The sequence below is a fragment of the Roseitalea porphyridii genome, assembly GCF_004331955.1.
Classification (GTDB): domain Bacteria; phylum Pseudomonadota; class Alphaproteobacteria; order Rhizobiales; family Rhizobiaceae; genus Roseitalea; species Roseitalea porphyridii.
In genome coordinates this window covers 2633655-2649163 of the sequence record NZ_CP036532.1, presented here as the reverse complement: position 1 = coordinate 2649163, position 15509 = coordinate 2633655, and the positions used below count along the sequence as shown (strand labels likewise).

At 69.4% G+C, this 15509-nt stretch carries 11 protein-coding genes; 2 read left to right on the top strand and 9 right to left on the bottom strand.

Annotated features, from left to right (window positions below; translation table 11 throughout):
- Positions 1-4: 4 nt before the first annotated feature.
- From E0E05_RS12850 to E0E05_RS12835, 4 genes are all read right to left on the bottom strand, one after another.
- A complete protein-coding gene (locus E0E05_RS12850; protein WP_131617075.1) occupies positions 5-2641 on the bottom strand; it encodes a TRAP transporter permease in 2637 nt (878 codons plus the stop codon).
- Between the two features lie 108 nt (positions 2642-2749).
- Positions 2750-3718, bottom strand: coding sequence for a TAXI family TRAP transporter solute-binding subunit (locus tag E0E05_RS12845; RefSeq protein WP_131617074.1), 969 nt, complete (start codon positions 3716-3718; stop codon positions 2750-2752).
- A gap of 188 nt (positions 3719-3906) precedes the next feature.
- Positions 3907-8214, bottom strand: a complete 4308-nt coding sequence (locus tag E0E05_RS12840; protein ID WP_131617073.1) for a translocation/assembly module TamB domain-containing protein — start codon at positions 8212-8214, stop codon at positions 3907-3909.
- 1 nt (position 8215) lies between these two features.
- On the bottom strand, positions 8216-10150 hold the full coding sequence (locus E0E05_RS12835) for an autotransporter assembly complex protein TamA (protein WP_131617072.1): 1935 nt from the start codon (positions 10148-10150) through the stop codon (positions 8216-8218).
- Positions 10151-10277: 127 nt separating this feature from the next.
- Here E0E05_RS12835 and E0E05_RS12830 point away from each other — a divergent pair, with 127 nt between their 5' ends.
- Positions 10278-11546 carry a glycerate kinase type-2 family protein gene (locus E0E05_RS12830; RefSeq protein WP_131617071.1) on the top strand — a complete coding sequence of 423 codons (1269 nt, stop codon included), beginning with the start codon at positions 10278-10280 and terminating at the stop codon, positions 11544-11546.
- A gap of 74 nt (positions 11547-11620) precedes the next feature.
- Positions 11621-11923, top strand: coding sequence for a DUF6916 family protein (locus E0E05_RS12825; RefSeq protein WP_052287964.1), 303 nt, complete (start codon positions 11621-11623; stop codon positions 11921-11923).
- On the opposite strand, the gene E0E05_RS12820 is transcribed toward E0E05_RS12825, so the two are convergent.
- From E0E05_RS12820 to E0E05_RS12800, 5 genes are read right to left on the bottom strand one after another with little or no spacing between them, the layout of a single operon-like run.
- Complete coding sequence (locus tag E0E05_RS12820) at positions 11916-12470, bottom strand: GNAT family N-acetyltransferase (RefSeq protein ID WP_244597722.1); 555 nt, start codon at positions 12468-12470, stop codon at positions 11916-11918. The two genes, E0E05_RS12825 and E0E05_RS12820, sit on opposite strands and share 8 nt — an antisense overlap.
- Complete coding sequence (locus tag E0E05_RS12815; protein WP_131617070.1) at positions 12471-13751, bottom strand: DUF8189 domain-containing protein; 1281 nt, start codon at positions 13749-13751, stop codon at positions 12471-12473. It abuts the gene before it with no gap.
- Positions 13752-13772: 21 nt separating this feature from the next.
- The gene (locus E0E05_RS12810) at positions 13773-14291 is read right to left on the bottom strand and encodes a phage tail protein (protein WP_131617069.1); all 519 of its coding nucleotides are present in this window, start codon (positions 14289-14291) and stop codon (positions 13773-13775) included.
- Between the two features lie 10 nt (positions 14292-14301).
- On the bottom strand, positions 14302-14817 hold the full coding sequence (locus tag E0E05_RS12805; protein ID WP_131617068.1) for a phage tail protein: 516 nt from the start codon (positions 14815-14817) through the stop codon (positions 14302-14304).
- Positions 14818-14837: 20 nt separating this feature from the next.
- Entirely contained in the window at positions 14838-15359 is a 522-nt protein-coding gene (locus tag E0E05_RS12800) for a phage tail protein (protein WP_131617067.1), read from the bottom strand.
- Between the last annotated feature and the right edge of the window lie 150 nt (positions 15360-15509).

Sequence of the window (15509 nt, the reverse complement as noted above, 5' to 3'; positions counted from 1 at the left end):
TACCTCAAAAGGCCGGCACGGTCTGGCGGCGGCGCTGCAGCACGATGACGAGGCCGAGCAGCAACAGCGCGGGGATGTAGAACAGCTGCGCGGGCATGCGCTGGTTGGGCACCTGCACGGCGGCAAGCTGAACCGGCGTTTCGGCGTAGAAGTCGAAATCGGACAGCTTCTCGGCCGTGTCGGTGCCGAACATCGGCTCGTCCATGCGCACCGTGTCGCCCTCGGGGATCAGCAGCAGGCCGGAATTGGCGATGCGTTCGTCCGGCGTTGCGCCCTCGGCATACATGACCAGCGTCGTCTCGGCGATCTCGCCGGTGTTGAAATCGGGACCGGCGATCTGCAGGCGCAGCCGGGCGCCTTCGTCGACCTCGCCGAGCACCTGCTCGAACTGGCCCGGCGGGATGTCGCGATAGGGGCTCTGGACCATGTTCAGCCAGACATTGGGGACGAACAGGGTGAAGGCGACGAGCAGCAGCGCGGCGCTCTCGTAGATGCGCGAGGGGGCCAGGAAATAGCCCTGGGTGGCCGCGGCGAACAGCAGCATGGCGAAGGTCGCCACGACGAAGACGAAGCCCGCCTGCGCGATCCCCTCGATCGTGCCCAGATCAACGCCGTACAGGATCAGCGTCGGGTTGAAGATGAACAGGAAGGGCAGGGCGACGGTGCGCAGGCTGTAGAAGAAGGCGGTGAAGCCGGTCTTGATCGGGTCGCCGCCGGACACGGCGGCCGCCGCGAAGCTGGCAAGGCCGACGGGCGGGGTCACGTCGGCCATGATGCCGAAGTAGAACACGAACAGGTGCGCGGCGATCAGCGGCACGATCAGCCCCTCCTGGGCGCCCAGCGAGACCACCACCGAGGCCATCAGCGAGGAGACGACGATGTAGTTCGCCGTGGTCGGAAGGCCCATGCCGAGCACCAGCGAGAACAGCGCGATCAGCAGCAGCATGACGATCAGGATGCCGCCCGAAAGCTGCTCGACCAGACCGGCCAGTTCGGTGCCGATCGGCGTCTTGGTGACGGTGGCGACGATGATGCCGGCGGCGGCGGTGGCGACGCCGATGCCGATCATGTTGCGGGCGCCGGCGATCAGCCCCTCGCGTAGGTCGACGAGGCCGCCGGTGAACTCGGCGGCAAGCGCGTCCGCCTTGCCGCGGAACATCGCCTTGAGCGGCCGCTGCGTGACGATGATGAACAGCATCAGCGAGGTCGCGTAGAAGGCGGACTTGGCAGGGCTCTGCCGCTCGACCATCAGGAACCAGACCAGGACGACGATCGGCAGCACGAAGTGCAGGCCGGTGGCGTAGACCTCGCCGACGGTCGGCAGCTTGAATTCCTTGGCGTTGGGATCGTCGATTTCCAGATCGGGGCGCCGCGCGGCGACCGCCACAAGGCCGATATAGAGGGCGAGCAGCAGCGCCATCATGATCGGGCCGGACAGGGCCGGCGTCACCGCCTCCAGACCGTTGACCGCGTAGATCAGGCCGGTGAAGGCGATGCCGGCGACGATGAAGCCGCCGATGAACTTGGCGATCAGGCCGGCGAAGCTCTTGGATTCGCCGAGCGCCGGCATGTTCTTCTTCAGCGCCTCCAGATGCACGATGTAGATCAGCGCGATGTAGGAGATCACGGCGGGAATGAAGGCGTGCTTGATGACGTCGATGTAGGGGATGCCGATGAACTCGACCATCAGGAAGGCGGCCGCGCCCATCACCGGCGGCATGATCTGGCCGTTGACCGAGGAGGCGACCTCGACCGAGCCGGCCTGTTCGTTGGTAAAGCCGACCCGCTTCATCAGCGGGATGGTGAAGGTGCCGGTGGTCACCACGTTGGCGATCGACGAGCCCGAGATGACGCCGGTCATCGCCGAGCCGACCACGGCCGCCTTGGCCGGGCCGCCGCGCAGATGGCCCAGGCCCGCGAAGGCGAGCTTGATGAAGTAGTTGCCGGCACCGGCCTTGTCGAGCAGCGAGCCGAACAGCACGAACAGGAAGACGAAGGCGGTCGACACGCCGAGCGGGATGCCGAACACGCCGCCCGTGTCGAGCCATTGCGCGTTGATCAGCGCGGTGAAGGAAAGGCCCTCATGCTCGATCAGGTCGGGGATCAGCCAGCCCTGGCCGAAATAGGCATAGGCCAGAAACAGCGAGCCGACGATCGTCAGCGCCGGGCCGAGGGCGCGGCGGCTCGCCTCGAGCAGCACCACGATGCCGACCGCGCCGATGATCACCTGGGTCTGGGTGGGAAGGCCGGAGCGGGCCGTCAGGGCAAGCGTTTCGGAGAACCAGAAGACATAGAAGGCGCAGAAGCCGCCGATCAGCGCCAGCGCCCAGTCGGCGATCGGAATGCGGTGGCGCGGCGAGGACTTGAAGGCCGGGTAGGCAAGGAACGCCAGCACGATGGCGAAGGTCAGGTGGATCGGCCGGGTCTGCGAGGAATTGAGCACCGGCAGATACTGGCCGAACCACAATTGCGGCTGGGCGATCCAGAGCTGGAACAGCGACCAAGCCAGCGCCAGGCCGGCGATCAGCCAGGCGACGGCCCGGGCGTCCGGCGCGCGCGCGCCACTGTCGGCGCTGGCGACGAGATCCTGGAGTTCCTCGTCGGAATATTGTCGCGGTTCGCGCCCGGCCGTGTCGGTCATCGGAGCCACCCTGTCACATGAAAAAGACTGCGAAATCAGTGCATAAAGACAAAAAGCCGCGGCCGACGTCGGGGTCGGCCGCGGCCAGGTTCGCTCAGGGCAGGACGATCACTCGATCAGGCCCGCTTCCTGGAAGTAGCGCTCGGCGCCCGGATGCAGGGGTGCCGACAGGCCGTCGGATGCCATTTCCTCGGGCTCGAGGTTGGCGAACGCCGGGTGCAGGCCCTTGAACTGGTCGAAGTTCTCGAAGACGGCCTTGACCACCTCGTAGACCACCTCTTCGGGCACGTCCGCGCTGGTGACGAAGGTGGCGCCGACGCCGAAGGTCTGCGTGTCCTCGTCATTGCCGCGATACATGCCGCCGGGGATGGTCGCCGTGCGGTAGTAGGGGCGTTCGTCGATCAGGCCCTGGATCTCCTCGCCGGCCACTTCGACGAGCACGCTGTCGCACGCGGTGGTGGCTTCCTGGATCGAGCCGGAGGGGTGGCCGACGGTGTAGACCATCGCGTCGATGTTGTTGTCGCACAGCGCCTGCGACTGTTCGGCCGCCTGCAGTTCGGAGGCGACCGCGAAGTCGTCCATCGTCCAGCCCTTGGCTTCCATCACCACTTCCATGGTGCCGCGCTGGCCGGAACCGGGGTTGCCGACATTGACGCGCTTGCCCTGTAGGTCGTCGAAGGTCTCGATGCCCGCATCGGCGCGCGCGACCACGGTGAACGGCTCGGGGTGGACCGAGAAGACCGCCCGAAGGTTCTCGAACGCGCCCTGCTCCTCGAAGCGGGACGTGCCGTTATAGGCATGGAACTGCCAGTCGGACTGGGCGACGCCGAATTCGAGCTCGCCGCTGCGGATGGCGTTGATGTTGAAGATCGAGCCGCCGGTAGACTCCACGCCACAGCGGATGCCGTGTTCGGCCCGGTCGCGGTTGACGAGGCGGCAGATGGCGCCACCCGTCGGATAGTAGACCCCCGTGACGCCGCCGGTGCCGATCGTGATGAACGTGTCCTGCGCCATTGCGGGCATTGCCGCAAAGGCCGTTCCGGCAGCGAGAAGGGCGCCGATCATGCGTTTTGTCATTGAGTGTTCTCCCTGTTGTGACACCGATCGAGACGGTGTCGGGCAACCATCGAACAAGCGGTGGGTCGCGTCAAGGCGCTGTGATGGCACGGTTTTGCCGCGCCGGGGCGTGCGGCGGGCCAATGACGCAGTGTCACTTCGCAGGTTGTGCTGACGCACGGCCTCGCCGCAGGATTGCAACGCGGACGTCAGTAGTCGCGTTCGAAGAAGATGCCGAGCGAGGTGTCGCCGTCGGTTCCGGCGCTGCCGCGCGCGGTCAGCGAATCGGTGATGTCGAGATTGATCGTCGTCTCGGTGTCGCCGCCGACGGCCTGCAGTTCGAGATAGACATTGTCGGTCAGATAGCGGCCGGCGCGCACACCGACGCCGCCATCTTCGCCCTCGACGATGTCCAGATCGTCGACGCCGAGCGCGTTGCGCAGTCCGCCGGTGAGACCGGACCCGCCGCCCGCCAGCGAGGCGGCCGCATCGGCGAGCCGGGCGATCTGCACCGGCGAAAGGCTGGCGATGTCGCTGCCGAACAGCAACTGGGCGAAGATCTCGTCATCGGGCAGCGAGGGGCTGGAGCCCAGTTCGAGATCGAGGTCCGATGCCGGGCCGACGAGCCGGACGGTGACCAGCAGGTCCCCGGCGACGGTCTCGGCGGTCAGGTCGACAAACGGGTTGAGATCGCCGGCCAGCGTCAGCCGACCGCTGGTGAAATCGATGCGCTGGTTGAGGATCACCAGCCGGCCGCGGATCAGGTCGAAGCCGCCGACCGGGACGATGGAATTGAGCGTGCCCGTGACGCCGAGCTGTCCGCCAAGCTCCACATCGAGGCCGCGACCGCGCACGAACACCTGGTTGGGCGCCCGGATGCGCACATCGAGGCGGAACGGCGCGCTCGGCTCGCCCCCGTCGCCGCCGCCCATGAGCGTCTCGATGCGCCGCAGGGTGGCGAGCGTGCCGGCGCCCGGGTCGACATGGCGCACGTCGAGCAGTTCGTCATTGTTGCCGAAACCGTCGGGGACGGCGATCTCGACGCGGGCGAGATCGACCGTGCCGGCGATCAGCGCGCCGCCGGTCAGCGGCCCGGTGATCGACAGGTCCGCGCCCAGATCGGCGGTGACCATGCGCCCGTCGGTGTAGCGCACGCCGGCAAGGTCGAGCGAAAGATCGGCCGGGAAGGGCGGGGTCAGCCCGATCTGGCCGGCGAGCGAGACACCGCCGCCTCCGGCAACGCGAGCCGAGCCGTTGCGGATGACGAGCCGGTCGCCTTCAAGGCCGGCCAGCAGGTTGACGTCGGTCAGTTCGAGGTTGGCGCCCGGGTCGAGGATCGTGCCGCCGGAGATCGACACGAGCCCGGAAAGCGATGGCGAGGCGATCGCGCCGGTGGCACGGCCCTCGAAACGGGCGGTGCCTTCGAGCTGGGTGCCGCGGCCGGCGAGCGCGGCCTCGGCGAGCGCCAAAGGCGCGGTGCCCGACACGTCCAAGGCCAGGCCGCCACCCGTGAGCGGGATGGTGCCCGAGGCCGCCAGATCGAGCCCCTGCGGGTTGGAGGCCGAAAGGCTCGAAAGGCGCAGGCGGTCATCGGCGAAGGTGCCGTCGGCGGAGATGGCAAAGGGCGCAACGCCCGCCTGGCGGAGCGCGGCGGCGGCGACCGCATCGGCGTTCAGGTCGAAGCCGACGCGCGGGGCCTGCGCGGTTCCGGTGATGTTGAGTGTGCCGCTCAGCGTGCCGCCGACGCCCAGATCGGGCCGGAAGGCGTTGGCGATCGAAAGCGGCAGGGCGGTCAGGCGCGCATCCAGATCGAGCCGTTCGGCCCCGGCGCTGCCCGAAAGGGCGATGCGGCCGCCCTCGACGAGCAGGGTGAGCGCATCGGTGCGCGCGACGCCGCCGGTGAGCGAGATCGTGGTCGGGCCGGCAAGGCGCGTGTCGCCATAGGGCGTATCGGCCGAGAAGCGGTCAAGGCGCAGGCGCATGTTGCCGCCGTCCTGCCGCACATCGCCGGCCGCATCGATGCCGATGCCGCCGGCGAGCCTCGCCCCGGCCGTGAAGTCGATCGTCTGGTCCGGACCGGTGGTCGCGGTCGCCTCGAGCGTGCGGACCGTCACCGCGCCGGCGTCGATCCCGGTCGCCGCGACCTCGGCGCCGCCGCCGATCGTGCCGAACAGGTCGGTCAGATCGGCGGTGATGTCGGCGGTGCCGACGCGGATCGTGTCGTAGCGCAGGCCCGCGGCGGTCAGGTCGACGGCGGCGCCCTGTTTCCCGCCATCGCCGGAGAGCGCGACCGTGCCCTCGATTGCGCCCGACGCATCGACAAGGGCGAGGGCGGCCAGCGCGGCGATGTCCTCGGCGTCGATCGACAAAGTGCCGTCGGCGATGCCGCCGGTCAGTCCCAGAACGCCGCTGAGCCGCGCCTGCCCGATCGAGAGATCGAGCCCGTTCAGGGCGATCTCGTCGCCGTTGCGTTCGATCGCTGCGTCCAGCGCCAGGGGTTCGCCGGCGATCGAACCCGACCCGGCGAGCGTGCCGCGCACGGCTTCGTCGAGCGCCTCGCCGTCGAAGGTGACGCGCAGGCCGTCGACCGACTGGCCGGCGAGCCGGCCCTCGGGCACCATCAGCATGGCCTTGATGACGAACGGATCGCGGGCGATGGCGTCGGCATCGTCTTCCGGCGGCGGGGCGCGATCGACCGAAAGCTGCACGCCCGCCGTGCCCGAGGAGCGTTCATCGAAGACGGCGAGGTCGGCCAGCGTCAGGGCCGCATCGAGGTCGGCGCTCTCGCTGGCGAGCTGGCCGTTGATCGCGAAGTCGACGGCATCGCTGCGGCCCTCGAAAGCTTCGAAGGCGAGGCCGTCGACGGATCGTTCGACACCGCCGGTCAGGGCCAGATCGCCCGAAAGGACGCGGCCGGCGAGATCCTCGCCTGCGGTCAGATCGCTGACCTCGGCGTCGACCTCGAGGTCGAAGGCGCCGCCGACGGGTTCGACGCGGCCGGTCAGGCGGGCTTCGGCGCTGCCGGAAAGTTCGCGGCCGACAAGCCCGGACAGGCGCGCAAGGTCGGGAACCGCCGCGTCGAGCCGGCCCGCGAACGCAAGTCCGCGAAAGATGCCCTGGCCGGTGACGGTCGCTGCGGCGATGCGCGCTTCGAGCGCGTCGATCGCGACGGGGCGGCCCGCCTGCCACTGCCCGGTTGCGGTCAGCGAGGGTTCGGTGCCGACCGCTTCGGCAAGATCGGCGTCGGCGGGCGCATAACCTTCGCCGGCCGCGGCGAGATCGAAGCTGACGGCCCGGCTTTCGGGGTCGCGCAGGTTCTCGACGGTTCCGTTGCCGGTGATCGTCGCTCCGGCAAGGGTGAGATCGGGCGTGCGCAGCTCGTCGAGCACCGCTTCGAGGCGCCAGTCGGCGCCGCCATAGGCGAGCGTCAGGCGCGCGCCGGCAAGGGTCGCGCGGTCGGCGCCGGGCAGCGCCACCGGATCGCCGTCGGACGTTTCGAGCGCGGCCTGAAGATCGAGATTGGCCGGAAAGCCGCCGGGCAGCAGGCGTCCGCTCGCCTCGGCCGAAAGCGCGCCGCTGTCGATCGCGATCTGCTCGATCACCGTGCCGTCGTCGCCGAACACGAGCTCGCCGCGCAGCGCGGTGTCATCGCCGAAGAAGGCGCGTTCGCGCGGCGGCAGGATGTCGGCGAGCGGGCCGGAAAGATCGAACCGTGCGCGCGTCGCTCCGCCGAGCAGGCCGCGCGAGGTCTCGACATTGCCCGACAGGATCGGCGCGCCGTCGACGTTGAAGGCAAGGTCCACGTCGAGCGCGTCGAGCGGGCCGCCACCGGTCAGCGACAGCGACACGGGCGGGCGCTCGGGGATGCCGATCAGATTGGCGACCACGCCGTCGGCGGGTTCCTGCAGGCTGACGTCCAGGTCGAGGCGGTCGTCGGCGAGGGCGATGTCGAGTCCCAGTTCGCCGCCGGTCGCATCGAGGCGGACGATGTCGAGATCGGCGTCGAGCGTGCCGTCGTCGAGTAGAAGGCTGCCGTCGAGCGAGAGCGCGGCGGCAAGGCCGAAGACGGGCTCGCCGAATTCGGCGCGCGGCAGGTCCAGTTCGTCGATGCGGATCGAGACCGGCAGTTCGGGCAGGGCGAAGCTGGTCGCCTCGGGCGACGGCAGGGCCTCGTCGGCGACCGGCCGGCGCGGGAAGGTCAGCGATTCGGCCGACAGTTCGTTGATGACGAGGTTGCGCCGCAGAAGCGCCGACCGGTTCCAGCGGAAGCGCGGCGCCTCGATAGTCAGCCACACGCCTTCCTCGTCGGAGATGGTGATGCGTTCGAGGCTGACATCGCGCGACAGCGTGCCTTCGAGGCCGATCAGCCGGATCTGCATGTTGGGCGATGAGATCTGGTCCTCGACGAAACGGACAAAGCGCGAGCGCTCGGCCTCCTCGTCCTGCTGTGCAATGGCAGCGCCGGCGGGCGCGAAGAGGCTCAAAAGCGCGAGCGATATGCAGACGAACCGCTTCATCTCAGAACGCCTGTCCGATGCCGGCGTAAAGGGCGAAGTCGCCGTCCTGCGGGCGCTTGTTCAGCGGCAGCGCGACATCGACGCGGATCGGGCCGAGCCCGGTGTCGTAGCGCGCGCCGATGCCGACGCCGACGAGTGGGCTGCCGCCGCTGCCCGGCGTGCTGCCGGAACCGACTATGGCCGCGTCGGCGAAACCGACGATGCCGATGCGCTCGGTGATGTCCTGGCGGATTTCCGCGTTGGCCTCCAGCAGGGAGCGACCGCCGACCGTCATCTGGCCGCCCGCGCCGATCGACCGGAAGGCGTAGCCGCGCACCGACGAGCCGCCGCCGGCGAAGAACAGAAGGTCGGGCGGAAGCTGGCTGGCGCCCGGACCGAGGATCGAACCGACGCGCGCCCGCCCGGCGAGCACGGTTCCTGAATCGGCGCCGAGGCCGAGATAGGCGCGGGCCTCGCCCTCCAGCTTGATGCCGGAATTGCCGAACTCCCACTCGTAGAACGGGGTCGCGGTGGCCGACAGGAACGTGCCGGAGGTCGGGTCGAGTTCGTCATCGCGCGTGTCGCGCTCAAAGCCGGCCGATGCGCCGATCAGGCCGAAGCGACGCGTGCCGAACCCGTCCTCGAACTCGGCGTAGCCGGCAAACAGCGAGCCGGTGTAGGTCAGGATCGGCGAGGCGTAGTGGGTCACGCCCGCTTCGACGTCGCCGCCGGTGCGGGTGTAGGCGTCCAGAACCTGCCGTTCGGCCACCGCCGACAGTTCGAGATCGGTGTCGGGCGTGAAGCGGCCCGGCAGGCCGAGCGTCGCGCCGAGGCGATAGTCGTAGTCGGTCGGGTCGACCCCTTCGATGCCGCCGACCTCGCCCTCGATCCTGAGCCGTTCGGCGCGACCGAACAGGTTGCGATGCAGCCAGTAGGCGCTCGCACCGAACCCCTCGACGGTGGAGTATTCGGCGCCGATGCCGATGCGGCGAAGCTTGCGCTCGTCGACGGCGACCTCGATCGGCAGCGTGCCGTCCGGGCCGACGCTCTCGCCCTCGTTGACGGCGGCGGAGCTGAACACGCCGAGCCGCCGCAGCCGCTCGCGCGCCCGCTCCAGATCGTCCGGGTCGAACTCGCGGCCGGGATCGATGCCGGTCTGGGCGGCGATGAAGCCGGGCTTCATGCGCTCCGCGCCGGTCACGCTGACCGGCCCGTAGACCGCGCGCGGGCCCGGTTCGACGCCGAGCGCGACGGCCAGCGTGCGTTCGGGATGGTTGGCGACCGCGCTCCTGTCGACGACCGCCGCCTTGGGGTGGCCCTGCTGGCGCCAGCCCTGAACGGTCAGTTCGCCGGCCTGGCGAACGACACTGGCGCGTGCGGGAAGGCCGGGGGCGAAACCGATGTCGGCCGGGTCCTCGACGGCGTCGCGCGGATCGGAAGTCGGGGGCGGCGGATTGTCTATTGCGGTCTGCGAGAAGGTGAACGGCGACACCGGCGCCACCGAGATCGAAAACAGGGCCCCGTCGTCAAATTCATAGCCGACGGGCAGGTCGGCCACTTCGAGGCCGTCGACGCGGATCGAGATTTCGCCGCCATAGCGCGCCTCGTTGTAGAGCGCGGCCAGAAGCCGGCGGTAGTCGCCCTGGGCGCGCGACAGCAGCCCGGCCGAGCCGGCGGCCGGCTCGCCGCTGCCGCCGATCAGCGCCGAGGCGCCGCGCAGCGCGCTCTCGAGGTCGGGATCGTCGACCGTGACGGTCAGTTCGGCGTCGTAGGGCTTGGGGTCGATCAGGCCGTTGCCGGGCTCCTCGGCGCGGCAGGAGCCGATCAGGCACAGGCCGAACAGTTCGAGCGCGGCGGCCGGACGCGCCGGGACGGCGAGCGTCAGGGCGCCGACGGCGACCGCTGCCGCACGCCTCGCGATCGCCCTTTTCCGTCCTGCCGATCCTGGCAACGCCATACTCTGTCCCACACAAGCGGCTGGACGCCGCGTTCGCAAGCCCATTACACGATAATGGGATAAGTTTACGATTGTTCACCGCAATTTTTCGTGGGCCCCCGGCCGGGGACCTGCCGGAAGGAAATAGATGACGAGTGTCGATGAACCGCGCAGCGTTTTGACGCACCTGTTCGAGGCGGCGGTCGCGGCCGCCGATCCGGAGCTGCGCATCCCGGCCCATCTGCCGGACCGGCCGCGCGGCCGCACCGTGGTCGTCGGCGCCGGCAAGGGGGCGGCCCAGATGGCCCGCGCCTTCGAGCGCGCCTGGGACGGGCCGGTCGAGGGCGTCGTCGTCACGCGTTATGGCTATGCGGTTGCTTGCGAGACGATCGAGGTGATCGAGGCGAACCATCCCGTGCCGGACGAGGCGGGGCTTGTCGCCGCGCAACGCCTGCTGGAGGCGGTCGAGGGGCTGACCGAGAACGATCTGGTCGTGGCGCTCGTCTGCGGGGGCGGCTCGGCGCTGCTGCCGGCGCCGCCGGCCGGGTTCGCGCTCGCCGACGAGATCGCGCTGAACGAGGTGCTGCTCGCCTCGGGCGCGCCGATCTCGGTGATGAACGCGGTGCGCAAGCGCTTCTCGCGCATCAAGGGCGGCCGGCTCGCCGTCGCGGCCCATCCGGCGAGGGTCGTCAGCCTGATCGTCTCGGACATTCCGGGCGACGATCCCGCGCAGGTCGCCTCGGGGCCGACCGTGGCCGATGCGACGAGCCGCGCCGAGACGCTGGCCATGATCGAGGCCTACGGGCTCGACCTGCCCGAAGCGATCGCCAGGCACATCGCCGAAGGTCCCGACGATTGCCCGACGCCGGACGATCCGCGCCTCGCCGGCCATCATGTCGATGTCATCGCCTCGGCGGGGCTGTCGCTTCAGGCGGCGGCGGAAGCGGCGCGGGCGCGCGGTCTTCAGGCGGCGATCCTGTCCGATGCGATCGAGGGGGAGGCGCGCGACATCGGGCTGATGCACGGGGCGCTGGCCCGCGAGGTGGCGCTGCGCGACCGGCCGTTCCGCAGGCCGGTGGTGATCCTGTCGGGCGGCGAGACCACCGTGACCGTGCGCGGTGAGGGCCGGGGCGGGCGCAACAGCGAGTTCCTGCTGGCGCTGGCGACGGTGATCGACGGGCTCAAGGGCGTCGATGCGCTGGCGGCCGACACGGACGGGATCGACGGGTCCGAGAACAATGCGGGCGCGTTTGCCGATGGTGGGAGCATCGCCCGGCTGCGCGCGGCGGGCGGCGACCCGCGGGCCTTCCTTGCGCGCAATGATGCCTATGCGGCGTTCGAACGGCTCGGCGATCTGTTCGCGCCCGGTCCGACCGGCACCAACGTCAACGATTTCCGCGCCATCCTCGTGCGCTGAGGGGCCGGAAAGGGCGTGCGTCGCGGCTGCCCGGACTGTATCTTTGAACGGAAAGAAGACGGGGAGGGACCGGCATGGCGGAGATGTCCGAGATCGACAGGCTGACGAGCGAACACTTCGAGGCGCGCCGCAACGGTCCCGTCACGCTCGAGGCGGGCGGCGAGACGATGGCGCTGACCATCGCGGAGATCAACGCGATGGGCACCTCGTCGCGCGAGGGCGGCGCCTTTTCGGTGGTGTTTCGCGGCCCGCGGGAACCGGTGGTCGAACAGGCGATCCACCGGCTGACCTTCGGCGCCGACGAGCGCGCCGACATCTTTCTCGTGCCGCTCGGCCCGGATGGCGACGGCATGCTTTACGAGGCCGTGTTCACCTGACGGGGGGCGGCTCCCACCGCATCAGCGCGTAGACGCCCTGATCGGCCACCTGGCGGAACCCGAGCCGCTCGTAGAGCCGCCGGGCGCGGTTGGCGTGCTCGACATGGATGCCGACGCCCTTGGCCGCGTCGGCGGCGAGGGCCATCACATCCTCCAGCATCGCCGTGCCGAGCCCCATGCCGCGCGCGTCCGGCAGCAGCGCGATGTCGATGATCCGCACCTCGGACGGCCAGCATTCCAGATAGAGCCGCCCGACCGGCCGTTCGGCGATCGTGGCGATCAGCCAGTGCGCGTCCGGATAGTGAGCCATGTAGTAGGCGTGCTGCGCCTCGAACTGCATGCGCAGGAATGCGGCCTTCTGCTCGGCGCTCCAGGGCAGGGGGGCGACTTCCCCGGCGCGACCGGCGGCGTAGAGGTCGGCGAGAAACCTCATGTCGGAAGTCGCGATCGGGCGAAAGTTCAGGCCGCGCGCCGTCGCTCGCGGCATCGCCGGAAGCGGCCGTTCGAGGCCGTGCGCCGTCGCCTTGGCACCGCCACGACCGGCCATTCAGCCCGCGCCCGGCGGCGTCAGGTCGCGCACGACGCCGTAGGTGACGATGCCTTCGGCGGCCAGTTGCGTGAAGGCGGCGTTCCAGCTCGTCGAATCGACCGTGTACTGATCGACGAAGGACAGGCTGCGGGCGCGGCTGTCGCTCTGGAACAGGGCGAGCCGGCCGTCGGCGTTGTAGTCCATCATGAACAGGCCGAAGCCGGGCACCTTGCCGACCTGCTGCCAGCCGAGCCACTGCTGGCGCAGCGCGTCCACCTGCAGGTTGGTGAACAGTTCGCCATGTTCGCCGATCCCGGCCAGCACGAGCAGCCCGTTGCCGTCGAAGGCGGCGGTGACGTTGAACATCACGGTCCTGGTCATGCCCGGCCGGGCCCAGGCCGACCACTCCTTGCCGCCCGGCGGGTCCTGGCGGATCTGGACGACCTGCGCCAGATCGCCGACCATGAAGATGTTGACCGCGCCTTCGCGGTCGAGCACGGCGGCCGGCTGCGAGCCGGCGGTTCCGCTGGCGGCATCGTCGATCCGGGTCCAGCCGGACCACTGGGCGGCGGTGAGCGCGACCGGCCGCATCTGCTGGTTGACATAGACCGGCGTGGCGTCCGGGTTCGTGCCGGTCGCGACGAGCATGATCCGGCCGTCGGCATTGTTGACGATCGTCAGCCGCCCGATGCCGTCGCCGGTCAGCGCCTGCCAGGCGCTCCAGGGCTGCTCCGGCGGTTCGGGCACCTTGACGTGCACAGTGACCGGTTCGCTCTGGCCGGGCGGGGTGATCTGTTCGGTCTTGTCGACGATCCTGTCGGGATTCTGGTAGATGAACCAGACGGTGCCGGTGGTTCCGTCGACGCCGAAAATCTCGATCCGGCCGCCCGCATCGCGGGTCATGACCAGCTGCACCAGCCCGTCGACACCGTCCGGCAGGCCCAGATCGACGGCGGCGTTCCAGCGTTCGGCGCCGCCCGGCCCCTGCGGCGCCTCGTCGATGTAGTGGACCGCCGGATCGGTTGCGGTCTGGGCGGCGATGGCGACGCGGCCGTCGGTCGTCACCCCGGTGGCCATGACCAGATAGGCGGTGTCGGATATCGCGGTCCACGTGCCGCTCCACGGCGCGTTCGGGCCGGTCTGCGCGGTCCAGACGAGCTTGTCGGCCTGGCCGGAATCGATCGCGACCACCATCAGGCGCGACAGTTCGGCGAACGGGGTTTCGGTGTGGTCGGTCTCGCCGTCAGGCAGGAAAGCCTCGTCCTGGATGGCGATCTCGGTGCGTTCGGCGCTGCTCATGGTCGCGCTCCTCGGTATGCGCTAGCTGCGCGACGGGTAGAGCCCGACCAGCGCGATGATGAAGTTTATCGTCAGGTAGGGCTGCATGTTGTTGTGCGCCTGCGATCCGCCGGTCTCGGGCAGCGCCTGCGCCGCCATCGGCGCGCGCTGGGCGCTCGACGGCGCATAAAGGGCGGTTCCCGCGCCCAGATAATTGCCGCCCGGATTGACCGACAGCACCCGGTCGTCGGCCGATCCGGTCAGCGTGTGGTGGTGCTGCGGCATTTGCGCCTCGGTCAGCGTCACCGTCTCGGCGCCCCCGCGCTCGCCCAGCCGGCGCGTGGTCAGGCCCGGTCCGCGGCCCGGATGCATCGGCGCGCGGCCCTCCATGTTCGGCAGCGCCGTGGTGGAGCGCCCGTCACCGCCATAGGTCGTGCCGATCAGCGAGAACAGGGCCGTGTTCTGCGCGATCGGCAACAGCTGGCCGTTGCAGAACGCCCAGCCGCGCGGGGCGAAGTTGCCGGCGAAGATGCGGATTTCGGCGACGAAGGGTTCGGACATGGGCCTCTCCTCAATGCCGGCTCGGATAGATGCCGAACAGCGCCACGATGAAATGGACGCACAGGAACGGCATCAGATTGGTGTGCGATCGGCTGCCGCCGGTGTTGGTGATGGAATCGCTCGACAGCATCTCGGGGGCGGTGGTGCGCGAATAGATCGACCCTTCCGCCGTGGCCATCGTCTGCCCGGCCGGTTGCCGGGATACCGCCGCGCCGGTCGAGGCCTGCAACGGATGGGTGTGGCTGGGCAGCTGGTTGACGGTGAGGGTGACCTTTTCGGCGCCGCTCTTGGCGCCGAGCCGGCGTTCGGAAAGGCCGGGTCCGTGCCCGGCATGGATCGGAAGGCGGCCGCGCAGGTCCGGCAGGCCGAAGGTCGTGCGCCCGTCGCCGCCATAGATGGTGCCGAGCAGCGAGAACAGCGCGTCGTTCTGGCTGACCGCGAGCAGTTGCCCGTCGCAGAATGCCCAGCCGCGCGGCGCGAAGTTGCCCGCGAACATCCGGATTTCGCCGACGAACGGTTCGGACATGGCCTTGGCCTCCTGGGCGGTCAGTTGCGCGAGGGAAAAAGCCCCTGCAACGCGATGCAGAAATTCAGGGCGAGCCAGGGCTGCATGTTCTCGTGCGCCTGGCCGCCGCCGACATTGGTGACCGTGCCCGGCCCCATCGCGGTGGCCGAGGCGGCGGAATAGGCGCCGTAGGCGAGGACCGGGCTTTCGGCCAGAAGATGCCCGCCGGGGTCGATCGCCGAGCCGGTCTGGTTGGTGCCCTCGAGCGTGTGCGTGTGCTGCGGCATCTCGTTGGCCGAAAGCGTGTGGGTTTCCTCGCCGCTCTTCTGGCCTTCGGTGTGGAACTGACCGCCATTGGAGCGGCCGACATGGATCGGCGTGCGGCCCCTGAGGTCGGGAAGCGCGAAGGACGTGCGGCCGTCGCCGCCATAGGTGGTGCCGAGCAGGGAATAGAGCGACTGGTTCTGGTTTATCGGCAGGATCTGGCCGTCACAGAAAGCCCAGCCGCGCGGCGCGAAGTTGAACCCGACGATCCGGACTTCGGCAAGAAACGGTTCCGACATCGGGCCTCCGGATTACTGCGCAATGCAAGTCAAGATCCGATGTATTACAATCGCATGACATCGATCGGTGTGATCTGATCAGTAACGCAGCTATCCTTGCCGGAGTCAATGCTTGGAGCGGGCATTTCCGCCGCTGGCCTGGTCAGTATC

Coding starts and splice junctions, on each gene's coding strand:
- E0E05_RS12845 (WP_131617074.1), bottom strand. CDS start 3,718: ATGACAAAACGCATGATCGGCGCCCTTCTCGCTGCCGGAACGGCCTTT.
- E0E05_RS12840 (WP_131617073.1), bottom strand. CDS start 8,214: ATGAAGCGGTTCGTCTGCATATCGCTCGCGCTTTTGAGCCTCTTCGCG.
- E0E05_RS12815 (WP_131617070.1), bottom strand. CDS start 13,751: ATGAGCAGCGCCGAACGCACCGAGATCGCCATCCAGGACGAGGCTTTC.
- E0E05_RS12800 (WP_131617067.1), bottom strand. CDS start 15,359: ATGTCGGAACCGTTTCTTGCCGAAGTCCGGATCGTCGGGTTCAACTTC.
- E0E05_RS12850 (WP_131617075.1), bottom strand. CDS start 2,641: ATGACCGACACGGCCGGGCGCGAACCGCGACAATATTCCGACGAGGAA.
- E0E05_RS12825 (WP_052287964.1), top strand. CDS start 11,621: ATGGCGGAGATGTCCGAGATCGACAGGCTGACGAGCGAACACTTCGAG.
- E0E05_RS12820 (WP_244597722.1), bottom strand. CDS start 12,470: ATGGCCGGTCGTGGCGGTGCCAAGGCGACGGCGCACGGCCTCGAACGG.
- E0E05_RS12805 (WP_131617068.1), bottom strand. CDS start 14,817: ATGTCCGAACCGTTCGTCGGCGAAATCCGGATGTTCGCGGGCAACTTC.
- E0E05_RS12830 (WP_131617071.1), top strand. CDS start 10,278: ATGACGAGTGTCGATGAACCGCGCAGCGTTTTGACGCACCTGTTCGAG.
- E0E05_RS12810 (WP_131617069.1), bottom strand. CDS start 14,291: ATGTCCGAACCCTTCGTCGCCGAAATCCGCATCTTCGCCGGCAACTTC.
- E0E05_RS12835 (WP_131617072.1), bottom strand. CDS start 10,150: ATGGCGTTGCCAGGATCGGCAGGACGGAAAAGGGCGATCGCGAGGCGT.